Below are 22,024 nucleotides of genomic sequence, written 5' to 3' on the forward strand. Positions count from 1 at the left end.
GGGTTCAGGCGTGGCCGACGGCCACGCGTCGGGGTTGAGGGACGAACCGCAACGACCCCCGAGACACCTTGAGCCGCCCCTGCCCGGAGGCACGAAGGCTGGACGACAGGTGAACAAACGCACGTTTCTGCGCGCGGTGATCGTCGCTGTCCTGACCGTCCTGATCGGTGGTTCCGGTACCGCGATCGCGATGGACAAGTCCATCACGCTCACGGTGGACGACGAACAGCGGATCGTCCGCACCTTCGCATCGACCGTGGCCGGCGTCCTGGCCACCGCGGGCTTCGAAGCCGGCGAACAGGACGCACTCGCCCCCGCGGCGCAGGCGACCGTCGTCGACGGCAGCCAGGTGGTCCTCAAGCGCGGCCGACTGCTCACCCTCCGGGTGGACGGCGAGGAGCGCGAGGTCTGGACCCACGCGCTGACCCTGGACGACGCCCTCAACGAACTCGGCATGCCCACCAACGACGCCGAACTCTCCGTCGACCGGCACCAGCGCATCCCCCTCGACGGGATGACGGTCGACCTGAAGACCTCCAAGCTCGTCACGCTCCTCGACGGCGCGGAGGACCCCCGCCAGGTGGCCACCACCTCGGCCACCGTCGGGGAACTGCTGGCGGACCAGGGGGTCGCGCTGGAGGGTGACGACGAGGTCACGCCGCCCGCCGACACGAAGCTCGTCAACGACCTCATCATCGAGGTCACCCGGATCCGCTCCGAGGAACGCACCGAGGAGGTCGAGATCACTCCCGGCGAGGAGCGGATCGACGACCCGGAGATGGAGAAGGGCGAGGAGGAAGTCGAGGAGGAGGGGCGCCCCGGGCTCCGCGAACGGACCTACCTGGTGACCCTGGTCAACGGCGAGGAGACCGAACGGGAGCAGATCCGCGACGAGGTGATCCGCGAGGCCGAGAACAGGGTCGTGCGGGTCGGCACCAAGCAGCCGCCGGCAGCGGATGCGCCCCCGGTGCAGGACGGAGAGGTCTGGGACCGCCTCGCCTACTGCGAGTCCACCGGCAACTGGCAGATCGTCAGCGCCAACGGGCTCTACTACGGCGGCCTCCAGTTCAGCAAGCCCACCTGGGACGCCTACGGCGGCCAGCAGTACGCCAACTACCCCAACGAGGCCACCAGGGAGCAGCAGATCGCCATCGCCACGCGGCTCCGCGACGCCAACGGGGGGAGCTACGGCTCGTGGCCGGGCTGCGCCGCCAAGCTGGGGCTGCCCACGTGATGACGTAGTGTCTCGCGGAGTGAACGACGATCCGCGCGGCGGAGGTCCGGCCGGGTCGAGCGCGCTGCTCGGCCCGGCCGACGTCCGCCGGATGGCAGAGGAGCTGGGCGTCCGGCCCACCAAGAAGCTGGGCCAGAACTTCGTGCACGACGCCAACACGGTGCGGCGCATCGTCGGCGCCGCCGACCTGCGGCCCGATGACGTCGTGGTCGAGGTCGGCCCCGGGCTCGGCTCCCTCACCCTCGCCCTGCTGCCCGCCTGCCAGCGGGTGCTGGCCGTCGAGATCGACCCGGTGCTCGCCGACCGGCTGCCGCGCACCGCGGCCGACCGCGCCCCCGAACTGCGGGACCGGCTCACCGTGCTCCACGAGGACGCCCTGCGCGTCACCGGCGACCAGCTCGCCGGGGCGACCGCGTTGGTCGCCAACCTCCCCTACAACGTGGCCGTCCCGGTGGTGCTGCACCTGCTCGCCGAGGTCCCCACCCTGCGCACCGCCCTGGTCATGGTGCAGGCCGAGGTCGCCGAACGCCTCGCCGCCGGCCCGGGGAGCCGCGTCTACGGCGTACCCAGCGTCAAGGCCGCCTGGTACGCCGACGTGCGGCGGGCCGGGACGATCCCCCGGGGTGTCTTCTGGCCGGTGCCCAACGTGGACTCCGGGCTGGTCGCCCTGCACCGCAGGGACTCCCCGGCCGGTGTGGACCGCGACGCGGTGTTCCGCGTGGTGGACGCCGCCTTCGCCCAGCGCCGGAAGACCCTCCGCGCCGCCCTCGCCGGCTGGGCGGGCTCCGCAGCGCGGGCCGAACGCATCCTGTTGGCCGCCGACGTGCCGCCCGCCACCCGGGGCGAGCAGTTGCCGGTGGACGGTTTCGTCCGCATCGCCCGCGCCGCCGAGGAGGTCTGACGCCGCGTTCGCCGGGCCGCCCGGCTCCACCGCGCCCGGGGCGACCACCGCCGCCGGCGTCGTCGTCCGTGCGTCGACACCCCGCCCGGGTCGGTGCCCGCGTCTTCCCGAGCACCGGTCAGCCCCGGCGCAGGCTCGCCTCGATACCGTCCAGCAGGCACCGCAACGTCCACTCGACGTGGTCGTCCAGATCGGTGTCGGTCGTCGCGCCGACCCACCGGGAGAAGGCCGGGTACCGGCCGCTGGCCGCGACCGACGACAGGTAGGGCGCCACGGAGTCCCGGAGTTCCGCCTCCTCGCTCAACCCGCTGGACCGGCGCATCCGGGTCTCCTCGGCGAGCTGGAGCGCCGAGCCGATCAGGTGGCCGTCGAGCGCCGCGGTGATGCGGGTGAGCTCCCGGACCGGGAGGCCGAGCGGCTCCAGCGCCGCCAGTCGGAAGTCCAGGTAGCGCAGGGCGTTGGGGCCCAGGGGCGGCCGGGTGTGCACGAGTTCGCCGAACCAGAGGTGCCGCCGGATCACCGACCAGGCCCGGCGGGACAGCGGTTCCAGCTCCGCCCGCCAGTCGCCGACGGGTTCGTCCGGCACGGGGATCTCGCCGTAGACGGCGTCGATCATCAGGTCGACGAGGCCGTCCTTGCTCCCCACGTACCGGTAGAGCGACATGGGGGTGGACGAGCCGAGCTCGGTGCTGACCCGGCGCATGGTCACGGCGGCGGCGCCCTCGACATCCGCCACCGCGACGGCGGTGCGCACGATCGCGGCCCTGCTCAGGGTGGTCGTCGTCCGTCCGGGCGGTTCCGGCACGGTCCACACGAGCGGTCCGGGCTGTCCGGGTACTGCGTTGCTCACACGGACACCTCCTCCGCGCGCATCTAACCATTGGTGTACTAAGTACACGTGATGTACGACGTACACGAAACCGATGTCCTGATCGTGGGTGGCGGCCTGGTCGGGCTGTCCGCCGCCCTCTTCCTCGAGTGGCACGGTGTCCCCGCCGTCCTGGTGGAGCGGCGGGACACCACCTCGCCGCAACCCAAGGCCCGCCGGATCAACCTCCGGACGATGGAACTGTTCCGCCAGATCGGCGCCGAGCCCGACGTGATGGCCGCCGCGGCGGCACTCGCCGACTTCGAGGGGATGGCCGCCGGCCGGACCCTCGTGGAGGCGGAGCGGCTCTCCTGGGGCCACGGAGAGGACGACGGCTCACCGGCGCTCTCGCCGTCCGACTCCTGCCTCTGCGCCCAGGACACCCTGGAACCCGTGCTGCGCGCCCTGGCGTCCGAGCGCGGGGCCGACCTGAGGTTCGGTCACCGCGTGCTCGAGGTGGTGGACGACGGCAGCTCGGTCACCGCCACCGTGCGCACCCCCGGCGGGCGGGTCGCTGCCATCCGGGCCCGGTACCTCGTCGCGGCGGACGGCCCGCACAGCCCGGTCCGGGAACGGCTGGGCATCGCCAGGAGTGGCCGAGGGACGTTGGGGAGGTCCACGAACGTCTACTTCGAGGCCGACCTCTCCGCGCAGGTGCGCGGCCGGGAGTTCAACCTGTGCCAGATCGAGCACCCCGAGGTGCCGAGCATGCTGCTCACCGTCGACGGGGCCTGGCGCTGGCTGCTCATGGCCGACCCGGTTCCCGGCCGGGACCACGCGGGCTGGGCGCGGGCCGTGCGCACCGCGACCGGAGTGCCCGACCTGGACGTCCGGATCCGCAGCGCCCTCGACTGGGAGCCCGGGATGTTCGTCGCCGACCGCTTCTCGGTCGGACGCGTGTTCCTGGCCGGCGACGCCGCCCACGTCATGCCCCCCTACCTGGCCGCCGGCGCGAACACCGGGATCCAGGACGCCCACAACCTCGCCTGGAAACTCGCCCACGTGCTCGCCGGCGCGGCCCCCGAGTCCCTGTTGGACAGCTACCAGGACGAACGCCACTGGCTGGGATGGCTGACAGCCGACCAGGCCAGCGCGCAGACGGCGAACCTGCGCCAGCTGGGCGCGGAGTCAGGGGACGGCACCCCGCTGCACGACCCCGTGGCCCTCCTCCTGGGCTACCAGTACCCGTCGGGCGCGTTCGTCCCCGACGGCTCGCGCGCCCCGCTCGACCGGGTGGAACTGACCGGTCAGCCGGGAACGCGACTCCCGCACCACCGGCTCGGCCCGGACCGCTCAACCCTGGACCTCGTCGGCAGGGGGCTGACCCTGCTCGCCGCGCGCGGCACGTGGGAGCGGGCCGCGTCCGCCACGCCCGGGGTCGAGCACCGAGCGGTGGACGACCCGGCCTGGGCGGCGAGCGTGGGCATCACCGGTACCGGAGCGCTGCTGGTGCGGCCCGACCACGTGGTCGCCTGGCGCTGCCCGGCCGCCCCCGGGAACGCCGCCTCGGCCCTCTCCGAGGCGGTGGCCGTGGTGATGAGCGGTCACGGCTGAGCCCCACCGCCCCGCGACCGGCCAGGTCGTCCAGATCGGGTCGGTCGCGGCGGGACGCCTGCGCGTGGCGGTCGAGCGCCGTCCGGCCGTCGCCGGGCCGCGAGTGGACCGTCCCCGGTGGACGCGGTGGCGGAGCAGGCGCCGCCCGGCCGGCGGGCGAGCGGGACGGCTCCGGTCGGCGGAGCCCCGGCCGGCCAGGAAGTCGACCGCCGCTCCGCTCCCCGGTCGGGCGGAGCGCACCCCACCGGGAGACCCCCGATCACCCTCGGTGCTCGTTAGGCCGGTCGGGCAGTGTGGCACAGATCTACCCGCAACTACTTGCGGGCGGACGTTTCCGTTCGGTTTACTCATCGCGACAGCCCATCCGGAGCGGCCGAGAGACCTGGCTCGTTGACGCCGCAGCAACCACCCGTTCGCGGACAGGTGCTAACGCCAGGATCGATGGAGCGAGCATGTTCATTGCCACCGCACTGACCCGACGACGCGTGGTCGACCACGGCCGCCGGACCACATCCGGCTGTCCATCCACGGGCAGCTGAGGGACGCCACCGGTCTCGCGGAACACCCCTGGTCCTCGTCTTCTTCCTGACCACCCCACCCGTCCCGCCGCGCATCCGCGCGCGGTCGCGCGTGGGCTGGCTGCCGTCGTGTGGAGCGAACAATGATCACTGTCGAGAACCTCACCAAGAGCTTCCCCGGTAAGGGCGACCACGTGCTCGCCCTGGATGGTGTCTCCCTCAGCGTCCCCGCCGGAACGGTCTGCGGCGTCGTCGGCCCGAGCGGCGCCGGCAAGTCCACCCTCGCCCGCTGCGTCGCCCTGCTGGAACGCCCGGATCGGGGGTCGATCCGCGTCGAGGGCGTCGACCTGGTGGCCCTGCGCGGCCGCGAGCTGCGGGACGCCCGCCGCCGGATCGGCGTCGTCCCCCAGGGCGACTCCCTGCTGCGGCAGCGCACCGCCGCCGGCAACGTCGCCCTCCCCCTGGAGAGCGCCGGAATGGCCGCCCCGGCCCGCCGTGCCCGGGTCGCCGAACTGCTCGACCTGGTCGGCCTCACCAACAAGGCCGGCAGCTACCCCGACCAGCTCTCCGGCGGGCAGCGGCAGCGGGTCGCCGTCGCCAGGGCACTGGCGGCCAGCCCCTCGGTGCTGCTCGCCGACGAACCCACCTCGGCCCTCGACCCGGAGACCACCGGCTCGGTGCTCGCGGTGCTCGACAGGGTGCGCTCCGAACTCGGGGTGACGGTGCTCGTGGTGACCCACGACATGGCCGTGGTCCGCCGCATCTGCGACGACGTCGCGGTCCTGGAGGCAGGTCGGGTCGTCGAACACGGCAAGGTGCTGGACCTGCTCACCCAGCCGGGCAGCCGGATCACGGCGTCCCTGCTCCCCGAGGTCGACCAGGCCGGCAGCACGCCCCGCGAGGTCGGCCAGTACGACGTGGTCGCCGAGGTGGTCCTCGTCGGGTTCGCCGCCGTGGGAGCCCTGCTCCCCGAGGCGGCGCACCGCCACGACGTGGAGCTGGCCATCCTGGGCGGCGGACTCACCAGGCTCGGTGAGACACCCGTCGCCCGCTTCAAGATCGGAATCAACGGCGAGCGCTCGGAACGGGCGCTGAGCTGGCTCGCGGAACGGGATGCCGTCATCCGCCGCGCGCCACGCGATATCGGAGGACTTGCCGCGTGAGGGAACCCACCCCGTGGGACCGGGTCTTCGACCTGGTGATCAGTGCCACCGGGGACACCGTCTACATGGTCGGCATCGCCACCCTGCTCGCCGCCCTCGGCGGAATCCCCCTCGGCATCGTGCTGCACATGACCTCGCCGACGGGGCTCTCCCCCCGGCGGATCACGCACCGCGTCCTGGGAGCGGTGGTCGACGTCGGCCGTTCGTTGCCGTTCGTGGTGCTCCTGGTGGTGCTCAGCGCGTTCACCAGGGCACTCGTGCAGACCACCATCGGCCCCACCGCGGTGATCGTGCCGCTCACGGTGGGGGCGGTGCCCTTCGTGGCCCGGCTCGTGGAGTCGGCGCTGCGGGAGGTCAACGTGGCCGTCGTGGAGGCGGCCATCACCACCGGGGCCAGCCGGCTCCGCCTCGTCCGGAGCGTCCTGCTCCGCGAGGCGGGGCCCGCCCTGGTCGCGGCGATCGGAGTCACGGCGGTCACCCTGATCGGCTACTCGGCGATGGCCGGGGTGATCGGCGGTGGCGGGCTCGGTGACCTGGCCATCCGGCACGGCTACCAGCGCAACGACGAGCGGATCCTGCTCGCGTCGGTGCTGGTGCTGGGCGGGCTCGCCTGGCTCACCCAGCTGACCTCGGACTTCATCGCGCGCACCATCGACCGCCGACGGTCGGCGCTGCGGGTGTGACACCCGCGCCGCCCCCACCACCCGGGAGCGGCAGACCAGCAGTACACCCGTGCCGGGGACGACCATGCCCGGGCGCGGCAGACACGCCTGCCCGTGGGCGGGCGCCAGGAGAGAGGAAACCGGGAGTGCGACACCGTTCCCTGACCGCCGTCGCCATCGCGGCCGCCGCCGTCACCACCCTCGCAGCCTGCGGCAACAGTGAAACCGCCTCCGACGGGACCGGTGGCACCGGCACCCAGGCCCCGGCCGCCGACGGTCCGCTGCGCGTCGGCGCGTCCGTCACCCCGCACGCGGAGATCCTGAACTTCGTCCAGGAGGAGCTGGCCGCCGACGCCGGCCTGGAGATCGAGGTCGTCGAGTTCACCGACTACGTGCAGCCGAACACGGCGCTGCAGGACGGTTCCTTGGAGGCCAACTACTTCCAGACGGTCCCCTACCTGGAGCAGTTCACGCTGGACCACGGTGGCGACTACGAGTGGATCGAGGGCGTGCACATCGAGCCGCTCGGTCTCTACTCGGAGTCGGTCGACACCATCGACGACCTGCCGGACGAGGCGGTCATCGGACTGGCCAACGACCCGGCCAACCTGACCCGTGGCCTGCGGCTGCTCGCCGACAGCGGTCTGATCACGCTGGCCGAGGGCACCGAGGACCACGCCACCGAGCTGGACGTCGAGGACAACCCGAAGAACCTGCGGTTCCAGCCGCTGGAGGCGGCCCAGCTGCCGAGGAGCCTCCCGGACACCGACGCCTCGGTGATCAACGGCAACTACGCCATCGACGCCGGCCTGAACCCGACCGAGGACGCCATCCTGCTGGAGGACGGCGAGGAAAGCCCGTACGCGAACGGCCTGGTCACGCTGCCCGAGCTGGCGGACGACGAGCGCATCCAGCAGCTCACCGAGCTGCTGCGCTCCGAGGAGGTCCGCGAGTTCATCGAGGGGACCTACCAGGACGGCAGCGTCCTCCCGGCCTTCTGAGGGCACCCTCCCCGGTCGGGAGCGGTCACGGCGTCCGTGCGGCCGTGACCTCGGTTCGGCGGGGTGTCGCCTGAGGTGACGCGACACCGGGCTCGTTGCTGGGTGCCGGCCGTGCCGGCGGACGCGGTTCGCGGAGCGGATCACGAACCGCGTCCGCCGGATACCCTTTCCTGGCCGTGCCCTGCTGGTTCACGTCAGGGGCTGGCGAGGGGTCGTCCATCCCTCTCGGGGGAGGGGATGGACGACCCGTTCCCCGGAGTTCGGGGCACGGGAAGCCGATGCCGGACAGGGACGAGGACGTGCCCGCCCCGCCCGGAGCTCCTGGGGAGGGCGGCGGCCCGAGGTGTGATGGGATTCACCGGCGCTGGGAGCGGTCGGCGACTCCGTCCCGGTTCCGCGCCGGCCGCTGTTCGGGTGGATCGCGACGCCGTCGGTTCGGTGGATCCGCCGCCGGGTCGGTCGGCGTCCGCCCGGACGGCCCAGCGCAGCGGACGAGCACCTGGAACGCCGTTCGGAGGACGCCCGGTGCCGGCCGCCGCCGATGGCCGATCGTGGCCACCGGCACGTTCGGGCTACCCGAACCGAGCAGTCTGCGTGGCGCGGCGCGGCGGCTCCGCTCTACGGAGAGTGATCCTCACCGGTTCGGGGGCGGAAGATCGGCCAAACGCCCGTAGGCTGCAAGGGTGCTGGCAGTAGTACCGCCTCCGGTGACCGTTCGAGCCCCGGCCAAGGTGAACCTCCACCTCGCCGTCGGTGACGCGCGCGACGACGGCTACCACGAGTTGGCGACGATCTTCCAGGCCCTGTCGCTGACCGACGAGGTCACCGTCTCCGTGGCCGACGAACCCGGGCTCGAGGTGACGGGCGAGGGCGCGGACACCGTCCCCCTCGACTCCTCGAACCTCGCCTGGCGAGCCGCCCGCGCGCTCGCCGAGCACGTCGGGCGCGATCCGGACCACCTCAAGCTCAGGATCGACATCCGCAAGTCCATCCCGGTGGCGGGCGGCATGGCCGGCGGCAGTGCCGACGCGGCGGCCACCCTCGTCGGGCTGGTCAACCTGTGGCGGTTGGAGATGGGCCGGGACGAGCTGTCCGGTGTCGCCGCGTCGTTGGGCAGCGACATCCCCTTCTCCCTGCACGGCGGCTACGCCCTGGGCACCGGCCGGGGCGAACGGCTGGTGCCCGTGCTGTCCAGGCACACCTTCCACTGGGTCATCGCCCTCGCCAGCCGGGGCCTGTCCACCCCCGACGTCTTCGCCGAGCTGGACCGGCTGCGCAGGGAGGGCTCGCCGCCCCGGGTTGGCGGGGTGGAACCAGTGCTGGAGGCCCTGTCCTCCGGTGACCCGCTCCAACTGGCCCTGCTCCTGGGCAACGACCTCCAGGCCGCCGCGGTCTCCCTCCGGCCCGCGCTGCGCCGCACCCTGCGGGCGGGGGTCAACGCGGGAGCCGTGGCCGGCATGATCTCCGGCTCCGGCCCCAGCTGCGCCTTCCTCTGCACCGACGGCGACTCGGCGGTGCGGGTGGCCGCCGAGCTCTCCGGGGTCGGCGTCTGCCGGACCGTGCGGGTCGCCCACGGTCCGGTGCCAGGCGCCAGGGTGGTCAGCAGTGAGGACAGCCCACGCCCCACACCGCCCCAGGTGCACGCCTGATCCCGAACCGAGCGGTCGGCGACACCGCCGCCGTGAGCTGCGCCTGAGCTCCGGGGGACGTGCGGGTGCGGCCACCACCTCATGCCAATATCACCTGAACGTCGCAATTGGTCGGAGTTCACTGCGCGCCGGGTGCCCGTTCTGTTTGGCTGCTGTGAACAGGGGCGGGCCGGCGCCGGACGGGCGCGGGGCCAGGGGGACGAGGAGCTCCGCCGGGCGGCGGCTCGGCCCTCCTGCCGACCGCATCGCGACGGCCCGCCCCGCCCACCGAGCCACAGCGACCCGACCAACCGAAACGGCAGACGATGTCCTTCTCGTTCCGACTCACGGCCCAGCAGTACGACATCCTCTGGGAGGACGGCGACCTCGGCCGCCACCCCTACCCCTTACGAGTCAGGTCCCACGGCGCGACGATGGACGAGCGGGCGGACATCCGCCGCCGCGTCTACAACGAGCTCGCCGCCGCCGGCCTCGGAGACGGGATTCGCGCCAGCACCGAGGTCGAGGACGCCCTGCTGATGATGGCTCGGCCGCCGTTGGCCATCGACATGATCTGGATGACCGACCCCCGGGAACAGGACGGGCACCAGGCCCTGCTGGTCGCGGGCAACGGCGAGGTCGGGTACCGGGTCCGGGGGGAACTCGGCGGCGGGATCCGCATCGAGGAGATCCGGGCGAGCAGCCTCGTCTACTCGGCGTTGGCCCTGCTGCCCGAGGCGCCGGCGGCGCCGATCCCCTCGGTCACCCTGCCCATGCCCGCCGCCGAGCCGCCCCCGGCGCCGGGCCGGCACCGCCGTGACGACGAACTCGGTGAGGACCACAGCTTCCTGGAACAGGGCCGGCCCGGGGTGGGTGGCGCGCAGGGTTCGGCCCTGCGGAGCCTGGAACGGGTCTTCGAGAAGCCCCGGGTCCGCACCGGCCAGATCGGCGTCACCATGCGGGACCGGATGGGACGCACGGCCAGGGCACCCATGGTGCAGTGGTCGGACACCGAGGAGGGGCGGATCCTCAGCCAGGTCTCGGAATCCTCGAGCGGGCGGGTCGCCAACTTCTTCGGCGCCGACCACCGGAGGTTCGCCCAGAAGCTCGGCGAGGTCATCACCGCGCTCCGGGAGGGACGCTGACCGGCCGGCGCGCGGGGCAGGGGCGGCGCACCGCCCGTCCCCGCCCGGGCGGGGACGGGCCGATCTCTCGAACCGGGTACGCCGAGCTCGCCAGCGGCCGGCGTCCGGCGCGAAGGTCCGGGGCTGGGCGCGACCGCCCCTTGCGTAGTCTCGGAGGGAGTGTCGGCACGGAACGTGGCCGCCGTCGGCGTCCACCCCCGCTCGGGGAGGTGGGCCGGGCGGCCGGGAGCACGGAGCAAGTCAACGCATGGTGAACCTCGTCAACCTGGAGGACGTGTCCAAGTCGCACGGGGTGCGGACCCTGCTGGACCACGTCTCACTCGGTGTCTCACGCGGCGAACGCGTCGGCGTGGTCGGGCTCAACGGCGGCGGCAAGACCACGTTGCTCGAGGTGCTCGCCGGCAGTGAACCACCCGACTCGGGCAGGGTGAGCCACGTCTCCGACCTGCGGATGGCCGTGGTGACGCAGCGCACCGAACTGGCCGAGACCTCGACCATCCGGCAGGCCGTGCTGGAACCGGTGGGGTTCGCCGCCGAACACGAGTGGGCCGCCGACCCCCGGGTGCGGTCGGTGCTGAACGGACTGGGCATCACCGACCGGGGGCTGGACACCCGCGTCGGCACGCTCTCCGGCGGCGAACGGCGCCGGGTGGCGCTGGCCGCCGCGCTCGTCCAGGAGCTCGACCTGGTCGTGCTGGACGAACCCACCAACCACCTCGACGTCGAAGGTGTCCGCTGGCTCGCCGAACACCTCACCGCCCGCCGGTGCGCGCTCATCGTCGTCACCCACGACCGCTGGTTCCTCGACACCGTCTGCACCCGCACCTGGGAGGTCGTCGACGGCCGGGTCGAACAGTACGAGGGCGGTTACGCGGACTGGATCTTCGCCAGGGCGGAACGCGGGCGGCAGGCGCAGGCCGCCGAGGACCGGCGGCGCAACCTCGCCCGCAAGGAACTCGCCTGGCTGCGGCGGGGCGCCCCCGCCCGGACCTCCAAGCCCCGGTTCCGCATCGAGGCCGCCGAGGCGCTGATCTCCGACGTGCCGGAACCGAGGAACTCGGTGCAACTGCTGAGCTTCGCGAAGCGGCGGCTGGGACGCACCGTCCTGGAGGTCGAGGACGCCGACCTGCGCGTCGGGGACCGGACCCTGTTGTCCGAGGTCACCTGGCGGATCGGTCCCGGCGACCGCATCGGCCTGGTGGGGGTGAACGGGTCGGGCAAGACGACCCTGCTGCGGCTGTTGGCGGGGGAGCGGGAGCCCGACGGTGGGCGTCTCGTGCGGGGGCAGACCGTCCGGTTGGCCCACCTCCGGCAGGAACTGGACGACCTGCCGGGTGATCTCCGGGTGCTCGAAGCCATCGAGGAGGTCGCCCAGCGGATCGTGCTGGGCAAGCTGGAGCTGGCGGCGTCCCAGCTCGCCGAACGGCTCGGGTTCCCCAAGGGGCGGCAGTGGACCCCGGTCGCGGACCTCTCCGGTGGCGAACGCCGCCGTCTGCAACTGGCCCGGCTGTTGATGGCGGAGCCGAACGTCCTCCTGCTCGACGAGCCCACCAACGACCTCGACATCGACACCCTCCAGCAGTTGGAGGACCTGCTCGACTCGTGGCCGGGCACCCTGGTGGTCGTCTCCCACGACCGCTACCTGGTGGAACGGGTCTGCGACCAGGTGGTGGCCCTCTTCGGCGACGGAGCGATCACCGACCTGCCCGGCGGCATCGAGGAGTACCTGCGTCGGCGTCAGGAGCACGTGGACTCGGGCCGGCGCGGCGGGGGCACGACGTCCTCGGCCGCACCGTCCGGTGGCGGGAAGAGCGCCGCCGCGAAGGCCACGGCCGCCGAGCAGCGAGCCGCACGCAAGCAGCTCGCCAAGCTGGAGCGCCGGCTCGACACGCTGACGGCGAAGGAGGAGCGGATCAACGACTCCATCGCCGAGGCCGGCAGCGACCCGCACCGCCTGACCGAGCTCGACACCGAACTCCGCGAGGTCGTCGCGGAGAAGGAGGAGGTCGAGCTGGAGTGGTTGGCCGCCGCCGAACTGGTGGAGGGCTGATCCGGCACCGGATCGGAGCACGCCGGTCGCCCGGTGCGCGGCCACCCGGGTGACCGCCGTCCCGCTCTGGTCGTCCCGTGGAGGAGGGCCGCTGCGCGCTGCGGGCGGCGGCCAGCCGACGGCCCTCGTCGACTCCGCCGAGCGGCGCACCTCCTCGGCGACCGGGGGTGAGCAGCGGCGCCTGTCGCGGGTGGCCCTGCTCCTGGCCGGTCCCGGCGACCCGCGATGTCTCGCGGCCGGTGTGCCGGCCGAACAGCACCGGCGCCGCCGGCGCCCGAGTTCAGGTAGCGCCAGGGTGGCCGGAGCGGACGTGCGCTCCCAACCGGCGCTCGTGCGGCGCCGCGTCGGCTACATCGGGCAGGGCAACGGCGCCGGCCACAACTACCGGGGCATCGACGAGCTGCGCGCCCAGGGCTCGTTCCACGGGCTCACGCCAGCCGTGCCACGCGAACGCGCGGCGGCGCTGTCGCGCGCGCTCCAGCTGAACGGACTCGGGAAACGCCCCGTCATGAGCCTCTCGGGTGGACAACGTCGTCGCCTCGACGTCGCGATGGGCCTGATGAACCACCCGCCGCTGCTGTTCCTCGACGAGCCCTCCACCGGAATGGACCCGCAGGGGAGGGCGAACCTGTGGGAACACATCACCCGGTTGCGCGCTGAGCTCGGCATGACGCTCCTGCTCACCACGCAATACCTGCAGGAGGCCGACGACATGGCCGAGCGGGTGATCGTGGTCGACCACGGCACGGTGATCGCCGACGGCTCGCCGGGCGAACTCAAGCTCCACCACGCCGACGACGTGATCACGCTGACCTTCACCGCCGTGGACGCGGCGGACACGGCCAGGCGAGCCCTGCGGGCGGACCAGCGCTACGCCGACCGCATCGAGGAGCGCGGCGGGACGACCCTGGTCATCGCGACGGACCACGGCGCGCGTCGGCTGCCGGACATCCTCCACCTGCTGGAGACGGCCGGATCGCGCCCGGAGGCGGCAGCGGTCCGGGAGGCCACGCTCGACGACGTCTTCCTCAACCTCACCGGTCGCAGCCTCCGGGAGGACGACGCGCCCGACGCGGCGGAGCACGGACCGGCAGCGGAGACCGCGAACACCACGGACGGAGCGGATGCCGCATGACCGCCCAGACCGTCGACGACGCGCACGCCACCGACGAGTACGGCACCGGCCGGCCGCCTCGGTCGCTTCCTGGGTGACGCACGAGCGGTCTTCGCACGCGAGGTCACCCTCGTGCTGCGCGATCCGTTCTCGCTGGTCTTCTCCCTGCTCCAGCCGCTGGTGTTCCTGGCCCTGTTCGCGCCGCTGCTGGGGGCGTGGTCGGCGACGACGGGATCGGCGACGCCAGCGCGCTCCAGTGGTTCCTCCCCGGAGCGGTCGTGATGATCTGCGTGTTCGGCACGGGCATGACCGGATCGAACCTGCAGTACGAGATGCAGACCGGGTCCTACGAGCGGATCCTCGCCTCGCCGCTCTCGCGCGGGTCCATCCTCACCGGACGCGCGCTCAGGGAGTTCGCGCCGCTGGTGGTCCAGGCACTGGTGATCACGCTGGTAGCGGTACCGCTCGGCGTCACACTGCACCTGGCGCACGGACTCGTCGGGATCGTCCTCCTGGGCGTGTTCGGCATCGGGCTCGGCGCGCTGCCCTACGCGCTCGCGATCGCCACGCGCGGGAAGGAGTGGTTGTTCTGGTCCGTGCAGCAGTCGCTCACCTTCCCCCTGCTCCTGCTGTCCGGGATGATGCTTCCGCTGGAGACCGGTCCGGACTGGATGCGGGCCGTGGCCCGGTTCAACCCGCTCACCTACGTCGTCGAAGCCGAACGGGCCCTGTTCATGGGCGACCTCGCCTCCCCGGCAGTGCTGTGGGGCGCCGTCGCGGCAGCGCTGACCTGCGTGGCTGGACTCGCGATCGGGATCCGCACGATCCGCCGCTCCGCGCGGTAGCCCACCACACCCCGCGCCGGTGGCCGTCGCCGTGCCACGTCGACCCGCCCCGTTCGTCCGGCTGAGGCGCCCGGTTCTCCTCGCGAGGCGCGACGCCCGCGACGGCGAGGCGCGCGGCCGCCACCTCGCCGGGACCGGTCTAGGGCTGACCGGGCACCGGACCGGCGTGGACGGGCGGCGCCGGCCGGGGCGGGCAGGCCTTGGGCCTACAGCGCGTGGAAGGTGTTCTGCGCGGCCTCCAGGCCCGTGGTGACCACGGCCTCGGCCGCGTCGGCCGCCCGGTCGACGAAGAAGTCCAACTCCTTGCGTTCGGTCCCCGAGAAGTCCTTGAGGACGTAGGCGGCGGGGTCCATCCGCCCGGGTGGGCGCCCCACCCCGAACCGCACCCGGAGGTAGTCGCGGGTGCCGACCGAGGACGTGATGGACCGCAGCCCGTTGTGGCCGCCCTCCCCGCCGCCCGACTTCAACCGGATCGCCCCGTAGGGCAGGTCCAGTTCGTCGTGCACCACGACCGTCCTGGCCGGCGGGATCTTGTAGAAGCGGGCGGCGCCGACGACGGGACCGCCCGAGACGTTCATGTAGGAGCGGGGCTTCGCCAGGACCACCCGGACACCCCCCAGGCGTCCCTCGGCGATGTCGCAGCCGCTGCGGTGGCCCTTGTAGCGGGCGCCGAGCCGACCGGCCAGCAGGTCCAACACCATGAAGCCAACGTTGTGCCGGTTCCCGGCGTAGCGGGGGCCGGGGTTGCCCAGCCCCACCAGCAGAAACGGGGTGTCCTCGGTCGTCACGGCCAACCCTTTCCAGTCGAGGCCCACGAGCGGACCGACACTACCCGCGCCGTGACCGGGTCCTCGCGGTCGCACCCGGCCGCGCCAACCGCGAACCGCCTGGCGCGGCCGGCCGGTGCGAGGACCTCATCAGGGCGTGGGAGGGGTCAACGGCCACGTTCCCGCAGGGCCATCTCCACCAGGTCGAGCAGGCCGTCGACGTCGTCCTGGTGGTAGCCGCGGCGCCCGGTCGGCGGGCTGCGGAACGTGACCCGCCGCACGTCCCGCGCCGTCAGCCGGGAGTGCCCGTCCAGCGCCTCCGCCGCGAGGCGCAGGAACGAGTCGACCTCGTCCACGTCGTAGCCCCGGGAACGCAGCAGCCTCGACGACTTCCGAATGACCACGTTACGCACGTCGGCGGCGGTCAAACCCATGGCGCGGGTGTCACATCCTGTCTGACGGCGAGCGGCGCACCCCGAATCCCGGGGTGCGCCGCTCGTGCTCGGTGTCTCCTCGCTGGTCCGGACGGGCCCGACCGGGAGGTCGGGCGCTCGGATCAGCTCTCCGCGGACTCACCCTCGGCGGGAGCGGTCTCCTCACCGGTGTCCATCTGGGCGGCGGTCGGAGAAGCGGTCACGTTGACCAGCAGCGTGGTGGGCTCGCTGACCAGGGTGATGCCCGAGGGCAGCGCCACGTCGGCGGCGGTCACCTGGAAGCCCTCGCGGGCGCCCGCGACGGAGACCTCGAAGGACTCCGGGATGTTCAGCGCGTCGGCCTCGACCTGGATCTCGGTGAGCTCCTGGTCCACCAGGGTGCCCGGCCCGGGCTCACCGGTGACCGCGACGGGCACCTCGACGGTGACCTTCTCGCCGCGCTTGACCAGCAGCAGGTCCACGTGCTCGATGTAGTTCTTCAGCGGGTGGGTGGTGACCGTCTTGGTCAGCGCCAGCTCCGACCCGCCGTTGGCGATGTCGAGGGCCAGGACGGCGTTGTAGCCCTGCTCCCGGACGACCCTGGCGAACTCCAACGCGGGCAGCGACAGGTGCTTGGGGTCGGAGTCGTGGCCGTAGAGGACGGCGGGGATCCTCCCGGCGCGGCGGGTGCGGCGGGCGGCACCCTTGCCGAACTCGGTGCGCGGCTCAGCGGCAAGACGTACCTGGGACACGGCGATGCACTCCTTGCTGGGGATGGCGGCGGACGGTCGATCAGCGTCGTGGTCGCGGCGGCGCGGCGCGCTCGTCGTGACAGAGCGCGGCCAGAGCAGCCGCCGCGTCGATCACACCAGAGCGTGTACTGGCCTCGCCGAGGCAACCCGACAAGTGTAGGCCGGGTCGTGGAGCAGCGGGAACCGGGGGTAACTCCTGGTCCGCGCGGCCCACGCCCGCGGCCCCGGGGGACGGCCGGGGGTGGCCACCCGGTCACGGCCCGTCGCCGCCGGAGCCGTGGCCGGCGCACGCGACGGCCGCTCAACCGCCCGGAGCCGTGACGCGCGGGCCGGGCGGCGGTCTCCGGCGTCTGCTCGCGGTGCGCTAGCCCCGCACCGACCAGCGTGATCCGAGGTAGGCGGTCAGGGTGGCCGCGCACCAGCAGCCGAGCGCCGCTCCGAGCACACCCCACCAGGGAAGCGCCGTCCAGCCGCCCTCCAGGGCGACCACGACGGCTGGCGCGAGCACGACGACCACGAGGAGGCCGAGCCCGATGCTGGTGGCGGTTACCGCCGAGGCGTGCGCGGCCACGGCCGCCGCCCGGAACCGACCACTCGCACCCACCGCCGCCAGCGTCGCCAGCTCCCGCCGGGTCTCGCTGACCGACAGCGCGGTGACGACGAGCGCCAACGTGCCGCCGAGCACGGCGAGGGCTCCCGCCACGACCGCCGTGCTCGTGGCGAGGACCCGGTGCGCGGCCGGGCCCCGCTCGACACCGAGGCCGTAGTGCTGCCCGACATCGGCCGTGAGCAGTGCCCGCACCCGGTCCTCCGTGTCCCGGCTGATGTCCTCTGCCGGCACGTAGACCAGGTAGGGGTCGGTGTCCCAGGTAAGTCCTCGGTCGGCGGCGGCGAAGGGGGAGAGCAACGCCATCGGTGTCTGAGCGTGCGCGACGTCGACGGGGGCGTGGACCGCCTCGAAGTCGAGGGTGTCCGGGGCAGACCCGTCCGACTCGGAACCTTCCACCCGAGCCGTGGCGGTGCCCGAATGATGGAGCCGCTCGTCGAGCACCAGCACGGCGCCCCGGCGGAACGCCGACAGCTCGGCCTCCGTGGCGGGGCGGTCGAGCAGCGCGGGCAGGTGCCGCTCCGGCGTGACGACGACCTCGGTGCGCCACTGGGGGTATCCGGTGTGGGCCAGGCAGTCATCCACGTGGACCAGGTCGCCGGCCCCCTGGTCCACGCAGTCCTCCACCGGGGTCGCCAGGAGCAGCGCGCCGGCGCCTTCCGGGTGGTCCCGCCAAGTGCCTGGGGGTGTTCGCGCGGGGTGGAGGGGGATCACCTCGTCCGTGCCCGCCGCCTCCGCCAGCGCGGCCAGCGTCGCGTCGCCGACCGGAGCGCTGAACGTCACCCACATCGACCCGTGCGGCACCTGGGGGACGTAGGCGTCCTCGACCTTCCTGGTCAGGGCGCCCATGCCGACCAGCACGACACCCGCAAGCACGGTGGTGCTGACCAGGACCACCGCGACCGCCGTGGTCCTCGACGGCGTGCGCGCCGCCGATCGCGCGCCCAGCCGCGCCACTAGCGGGAGCCGGTCCGCGAACCGCGCCACGCGCGAGGTCAGGGCGCCCATTCCGGTGCCGGCGGCGACGACGAGGAGCAGGGCGGCACCGGCCACCAGCGGCGGCGCCGCGAACAGGGCGCCCCCCAACGCCAGGGCCAACGCCGAGCCCACCAGGCCGGCGGTGAGCGCCGGGCGGAAGCCCTTGCCCCCCGAGCTACCCGGCAGGTCACCGCCGCGCAGGGCGGCGGCCACGTCCAGTCGCGCGGCGGGCTCGGCCGCTGTGCGCGCCGCCACCACCGGAGCCGCCAATCCGAGCAGGACGAGGAGGCCGATCTGGACCGGGTCCAGCCGGATCGGCCCCCAGATCTGGCCCTGGCTGGCCGCGAAGGGATCGGACAGCAGCCGGGCGGCGAGCACACCGACGAGAACGGCGGCGACGGTGGCGGCGAGTCCCAGGAGGACCCCCTGGTAGGTGACCACCCGCCGTCGTGCGGCGGGATCGGCGCCGGCGGCCGCCAGCAGGGCCGATTCCCGGGCCGTGCTGCGGACGACCACGGTGAACACCGCGAAGATGACGAGGGTGATCTCCGCCACGACTGCGGCCGCGATGACCAGGAGGAGGCTTCCCGCCCCCTCGGAGCCGGGGTGGCCGTGGTCCAGCAGGGCGTCACCCCGGGACCGGACCTGCCACCCGGCAGCCGCCAGTTCTGGGGTCTGGACGATTTCCTCCCGCGCGTACCAGGCGACGGTTCCGGCGTACGTCGAGCCCGTGGCGTCCTCCTCGCCCCGCGTGGTCTCGGGGGAGTGGCTGGCGGCGGTGGCGACGTCGACGACGACGAAACTCCGGGTCGTGGACCCCGCGTCCGACACGATCCCGGTGACGATGGCCTCCTCTCGGCGGTCGCCGAGCTGGACCGTGGACCCGACGGCCAGATCGAGACGGTCCGCCACTTCGACGGAGACGGCGACCTCACCGCCGCGTCGCGCGTGGCGCCCCTCGACGAGGAGGTAGCGCCCCTGGTGGATCGCCTCGTCGAGGTCCAGACCATGGCCATAGGAGGCGACCTCCCGGTGCCCGAGGCGTGCCGGCAGCGGGGTGGTGACCTCAGGCACGAGCCCCACCTCGCGCCCGAGGCTCTCGGCCAGCGCCGACTCCGCCGAGCGCAGCGCCGCGTCCACCCCGTCCGAACCAACGAGGTCCTGGTTGACCAGGAGGGCACCAGCCTGCCCGAGCCGCTGCGCGGTCGCGGTCTCAGCCGTCGGCTGCGACGTCGTCGCCAGCACCGAGGCCGTCACCGCCATCGTCAATGGAAGGAAGATCGCCGCCACGAGGAGGGCGGCACGCGCCTTCCGCCGCGACAGGGACCGCAGCGCGAGGCGGAACAGGAGACGTGTCGTGGTCACGAGGAGGTACCCTCCCGCCCCTCGTCGACCACCAGGCCGTCCTTCATGCGCACCACCCGGTCGGCTCGGGCCGCGACCGCCTCGTCGTGAGTGACGACCAGGCACGCCGCTCCGCCGCGCACCAGGCCGACGAGGGTGTCGAGCACCTGCCCGGCGGCGGCGGAGTCCAGGGCGCCCGTGGGTTCGTCCGCGAGGATCAGCCCGCGCTCACCGCAGATCGCTCGTGCGAGCGCGACCCGTTGCCGTTGGCCGCCGGAGAGGGTGTCGGGGTGACGCGTCGCGAGGTCGCCGATCCCCACGGCGGCCAGCGCCCGTTCCGCCTCCGTCCGCGCGTGTGAGCGCTTCCGGCCGTCGAGCTCGAGGGGCAGCATGACGTTCTCGATGGTGTTCAGGGTGGGGACGATGTTGTAGTCCTGGAACACGAAGCCGATGTGACGGCGGCGGTGGCGGTGTGATGCGGAGTCCGAGAGGGACGCGAGGTCCACCCCCGCGACGACCACCGTCCCGGAGTCGGCGGCCTGCAACCCGCCGGCGACGGTGAGGAGGGTGGATTTCCCGCACCCGCTGGCTCCCATGACGGCCGTGAGGGAGCCGGCCGCCACGTCCAGGCTGACTCCCCGCAGCGCGGGCACCGATACGGTCCCGGCTCGGTACGACTTCCGAATGTCCACTGCTCGCAGCAAGAAGGTTCTCCCAAAGTGCTGCGGGTGATGTTCCAGGCGTTGGAGGACTGGAACATCACCCGCTGGTTCAGACGTCAGTAAGCCTACTTGTGGCCATGTCCCCAGTGGATGTGGTTGATTCCGAAGGTGCAGGCGGTGGTTGTTTGAAACCGGGCACCACTGAAGGATCCCGAGCGTGGAGGGGATGTCACGGTGAATGGAGACCAGTCACATTCCCCGATGAGCCATAATTCATCGAAAGGTGAACTTCCGTGTGAGACTCCAGTCGCGATCGCGTACCCGTTCGCCGTCCAAGTGTCTCCAGTTCGATAAGTGGCCGCATAGGATGGCGTGGAGGCGGCAACCAATGCGGCGCCGGCGAAAACGCCCCCTAGTAGCCCCTTGATGAGCTTATTCACGTCCTCTCCTTTTTTCGTTTGGGTTGGCGGCGGCAAACGCTAGTGCAGTGGTTGGTAAACTGCAAGCAGTTTGCGGCCCGGGTTTGTATCTGTGGTGCACTTCATGGTGATTGTGGTGGCGATCGGCGTAGAGGAATGACTCATGGGGGCGAGTTGGTGAATTTCCGACCTCGTGTGCTTTGGATTCCGCCCGCTCGACCGGGGAAATGGAGTTCCCCCTGCCGGGGCGCGGCGGCGCGCTCCGAATCCGTCACGCGCCACGTGTCCAAGCCTCGGGCTTCTTCCGTTCGGGGAGGTAGGGGACTACGTTCGGTGGCATGGCGGACACTGTCGGTGCGGGCTCGGGGCGGGTGGCGGACGACGGGCCAACCGTGCGGGCCAGGTTGCGCCAGCTGGGCCCCGGGATCATGGCGGCGGCCACCGGGGTGGGCGCCGGCGACCTCGTCGCCACCCTGGTGGCGGGTTCGCGGTACGGGTACACGCTGCTGTGGGCCGTGCTGCTCGGCACGGTCCTCAAGATCGCGCTCGCGGAGGCCGTGGGCCGCTGGCACCTGACCTCGGGGCAGACCGTGCTCAGCGGGTGGCGCCAGTTGGGTAGCTGGACCCTGATCTACTTCGGCGCCTACGCCATCATCTGGGGCTTCGTCTACGGGGCGACGGCGATGTCGGCGTCCGCCCTGCCGCTCAACGCGCTCTTCCCCGTGCTCTCGGTGCGTGAGTGGGGAATCCTCTGCGGGCTCGCCGGGTTCGGCATCGTCTGGTTCGGCCGCTACGCGCTCATCGAGAAGCTGATGACGGCACTGGTCGGGGTCATGTTCGTGACGGTGGTGGGCACGGCAGTCCTGGTCGTCCCGAACCTCACCGCGATGGCCGGTGGCCTGGTGCCCGACCTGCCTCCCGGGTCCCTCGTGTTCGTCCTCGGCCTGGCCGGCGGCGTCGGGGGCACGATCACGATGGCGGCCTACGGATACTGGACCCACGCCAAGGGCTGGCGTTCTCCCCGCTGGCTGGCGGTGATGCGGCTGGACAACACCGTCGGCTACGTCACCACCGGGGTGTTCGTCGTCGCCATGCTCATCGTCGGCGCCGAGATGCTGCTGGGTCAGGACGTGCTCTCCGGCGACCGGGGGCTGCTGACCCTGGCCGACACCTTGGAGGCCCACTACGGGGAGTGGGCGCGGATCCCGTTCCTGGTGGGCTTCCTCGCCGTGTCCTTCAGCTCCCTCATCGGGGTGTGGAACGGGGTCAGCCTGCTGTTCGCCGATTGGTGGCGGGTGTTCCGCCGCCCCGCGCCACCGGCACGGTCGGCCGCCGGTGTCGAGGCCGCTCCCGCCGACCTGCCGGAGCCGGCGCGGCGGGAGGAGGCCGCGGCCGCCGC

General features: G+C 72.7%; 19 protein-coding genes and 1 riboswitch. Of the genes, 13 read left to right on the forward strand and 6 right to left on the reverse strand.

Annotation, left to right across the window (positions count from 1 at the left end; all coding sequences use genetic code 11):
• Window positions 1-109: 109 nt before the first annotated feature.
• On the forward strand, window positions 110-1,234 hold the full coding sequence (locus ACTIDRAF_RS35220; protein ID WP_016697048.1) for a resuscitation-promoting factor: 1,125 nt from the start codon (window positions 110-112) through the stop codon (window positions 1,232-1,234).
• 91 nt (window positions 1,235-1,325) lie between these two features.
• Window positions 1,326-2,135, forward strand: a complete 810-nt coding sequence (gene rsmA, locus ACTIDRAF_RS0202095; RefSeq protein WP_052168670.1) for a 16S rRNA (adenine(1518)-N(6)/adenine(1519)-N(6))-dimethyltransferase RsmA — start codon at window positions 1,326-1,328, stop codon at window positions 2,133-2,135.
• A gap of 118 nt (window positions 2,136-2,253) precedes the next feature.
• Here rsmA and ACTIDRAF_RS0202100 read toward each other — a convergent pair whose 3' ends face one another.
• Window positions 2,254-2,985, reverse strand: a complete 732-nt coding sequence (locus ACTIDRAF_RS0202100) for a TetR/AcrR family transcriptional regulator (RefSeq protein WP_016697050.1) — start codon at window positions 2,983-2,985, stop codon at window positions 2,254-2,256.
• Window positions 2,986-3,036: 51 nt separating this feature from the next.
• Between ACTIDRAF_RS0202100 and ACTIDRAF_RS0202105 the strand changes: the two genes are divergently transcribed.
• The 10 genes from ACTIDRAF_RS0202105 to ACTIDRAF_RS26825 all read left to right on the forward strand — a co-directional run bounded on the left by ACTIDRAF_RS0202105 (window position 3,037) and on the right by ACTIDRAF_RS26825 (window position 14,683).
• Entirely contained in the window at window positions 3,037-4,557 is a 1,521-nt protein-coding gene (locus tag ACTIDRAF_RS0202105) for an FAD-dependent monooxygenase (RefSeq protein ID WP_016697051.1), read from the forward strand.
• A 357-nt stretch (window positions 4,558-4,914) separates the two neighbouring features.
• Window positions 4,915-5,005: riboswitch (SAM riboswitch) on the forward strand.
• Window positions 5,006-5,218: 213 nt separating this feature from the next.
• Window positions 5,219-6,238, forward strand: a complete 1,020-nt coding sequence (locus ACTIDRAF_RS0202110) for a methionine ABC transporter ATP-binding protein (RefSeq protein ID WP_016697052.1) — start codon at window positions 5,219-5,221, stop codon at window positions 6,236-6,238.
• Window positions 6,235-6,921, forward strand: coding sequence for a methionine ABC transporter permease (locus ACTIDRAF_RS0202115; RefSeq protein WP_016697053.1), 687 nt, complete (start codon window positions 6,235-6,237; stop codon window positions 6,919-6,921). Before ACTIDRAF_RS0202110 ends, ACTIDRAF_RS0202115 begins: the two co-directional genes overlap by 4 nt.
• Before the next feature lie 125 nt (window positions 6,922-7,046).
• Complete coding sequence (locus ACTIDRAF_RS0202120; RefSeq protein WP_016697054.1) at window positions 7,047-7,901, forward strand: MetQ/NlpA family ABC transporter substrate-binding protein; 855 nt, start codon at window positions 7,047-7,049, stop codon at window positions 7,899-7,901.
• A 683-nt stretch (window positions 7,902-8,584) separates the two neighbouring features.
• On the forward strand, window positions 8,585-9,550 hold the full coding sequence (locus ACTIDRAF_RS0202125) for a 4-(cytidine 5'-diphospho)-2-C-methyl-D-erythritol kinase (RefSeq protein ID WP_026065687.1): 966 nt from the start codon (window positions 8,585-8,587) through the stop codon (window positions 9,548-9,550).
• Between the two features lie 305 nt (window positions 9,551-9,855).
• On the forward strand, window positions 9,856-10,674 hold the full coding sequence (locus tag ACTIDRAF_RS26815) for an ESX secretion-associated protein EspG (protein ID WP_016697056.1): 819 nt from the start codon (window positions 9,856-9,858) through the stop codon (window positions 10,672-10,674).
• A 247-nt stretch (window positions 10,675-10,921) separates the two neighbouring features.
• On the forward strand, window positions 10,922-12,724 hold the full coding sequence (locus ACTIDRAF_RS0202135; RefSeq protein ID WP_016697057.1) for an ABC-F family ATP-binding cassette domain-containing protein: 1,803 nt from the start codon (window positions 10,922-10,924) through the stop codon (window positions 12,722-12,724).
• A gap of 49 nt (window positions 12,725-12,773) precedes the next feature.
• Window positions 12,774-13,859 (forward strand): ABC transporter ATP-binding protein, encoded by a 1,086-nt coding sequence (locus ACTIDRAF_RS26820; RefSeq protein WP_016697058.1) that lies wholly within the window; start codon window positions 12,774-12,776, stop codon window positions 13,857-13,859.
• Window positions 13,860-13,970: 111 nt separating this feature from the next.
• The gene (locus ACTIDRAF_RS34735) at window positions 13,971-14,120 is read left to right on the forward strand and encodes a hypothetical protein (RefSeq protein ID WP_245533414.1); all 150 of its coding nucleotides are present in this window, start codon (window positions 13,971-13,973) and stop codon (window positions 14,118-14,120) included.
• Window positions 14,054-14,683: an ABC transporter permease gene (locus ACTIDRAF_RS26825; protein WP_016697059.1), complete on the forward strand. Its 630-nt coding sequence runs from the start codon at window positions 14,054-14,056 to the stop codon at window positions 14,681-14,683. Before ACTIDRAF_RS34735 ends, ACTIDRAF_RS26825 begins: the two co-directional genes overlap by 67 nt.
• 206 nt (window positions 14,684-14,889) lie before the next feature.
• Here the strand turns inward: ACTIDRAF_RS26825 and pth are convergent, their stop codons facing one another.
• The 5 genes from pth to ACTIDRAF_RS0202175 form a co-directional block, all read right to left on the reverse strand.
• Window positions 14,890-15,471, reverse strand: coding sequence for an aminoacyl-tRNA hydrolase (gene pth, locus ACTIDRAF_RS0202155; RefSeq protein WP_026065688.1), 582 nt, complete (start codon window positions 15,469-15,471; stop codon window positions 14,890-14,892).
• 146 nt (window positions 15,472-15,617) lie between these two features.
• Window positions 15,618-15,884, reverse strand: a complete 267-nt coding sequence (locus ACTIDRAF_RS0202160) for a DivIVA domain-containing protein (protein ID WP_016697062.1) — start codon at window positions 15,882-15,884, stop codon at window positions 15,618-15,620.
• Window positions 15,885-16,006: 122 nt separating this feature from the next.
• Window positions 16,007-16,615, reverse strand: coding sequence for a 50S ribosomal protein L25/general stress protein Ctc (locus ACTIDRAF_RS0202165; protein ID WP_016697063.1), 609 nt, complete (start codon window positions 16,613-16,615; stop codon window positions 16,007-16,009).
• A 364-nt stretch (window positions 16,616-16,979) separates the two neighbouring features.
• On the reverse strand, window positions 16,980-19,565 hold the full coding sequence (locus ACTIDRAF_RS0202170; protein WP_016697065.1) for an FtsX-like permease family protein: 2,586 nt from the start codon (window positions 19,563-19,565) through the stop codon (window positions 16,980-16,982).
• The gene (locus tag ACTIDRAF_RS0202175) at window positions 19,562-20,197 is read right to left on the reverse strand and encodes an ABC transporter ATP-binding protein (protein ID WP_016697066.1); all 636 of its coding nucleotides are present in this window, start codon (window positions 20,195-20,197) and stop codon (window positions 19,562-19,564) included. Before ACTIDRAF_RS0202175 ends, ACTIDRAF_RS0202170 begins: the two co-directional genes overlap by 4 nt.
• 766 nt (window positions 20,198-20,963) lie before the next feature.
• On the opposite strand from ACTIDRAF_RS0202175, the gene ACTIDRAF_RS0202180 reads away from it, so the two are divergent.
• The coding region (locus ACTIDRAF_RS0202180; RefSeq protein ID WP_016697067.1) for an Nramp family divalent metal transporter at window positions 20,964-22,024 on the forward strand (1,061 nt) is incomplete at its 3' end.

The organism is Actinoalloteichus spitiensis RMV-1378, assembly GCF_000239155.1.
GTDB lineage: Bacteria > Actinomycetota > Actinomycetes > Mycobacteriales > Pseudonocardiaceae > Actinoalloteichus_B > Actinoalloteichus_B spitiensis.

Excerpts from the sequence above, each read along its gene's own strand:
- ACTIDRAF_RS0202110 (WP_016697052.1), top strand. The coding sequence starts at position 5,219 with ATGATCACTGTCGAGAACCTCACCAAGAGCTTCCCCGGTAAGGGCGAC.
- ACTIDRAF_RS0202135 (WP_016697057.1), top strand. The coding sequence starts at position 10,922 with ATGGTGAACCTCGTCAACCTGGAGGACGTGTCCAAGTCGCACGGGGTG.
- ACTIDRAF_RS0202160 (WP_016697062.1), bottom strand. The coding sequence starts at position 15,884 with ATGGGTTTGACCGCCGCCGACGTGCGTAACGTGGTCATTCGGAAGTCG.
- rsmA (WP_052168670.1), top strand. The coding sequence starts at position 1,326 with ATGGCAGAGGAGCTGGGCGTCCGGCCCACCAAGAAGCTGGGCCAGAAC.
- ACTIDRAF_RS0202105 (WP_016697051.1), top strand. The coding sequence starts at position 3,037 with ATGTACGACGTACACGAAACCGATGTCCTGATCGTGGGTGGCGGCCTG.
- ACTIDRAF_RS26815 (WP_016697056.1), top strand. The coding sequence starts at position 9,856 with ATGTCCTTCTCGTTCCGACTCACGGCCCAGCAGTACGACATCCTCTGG.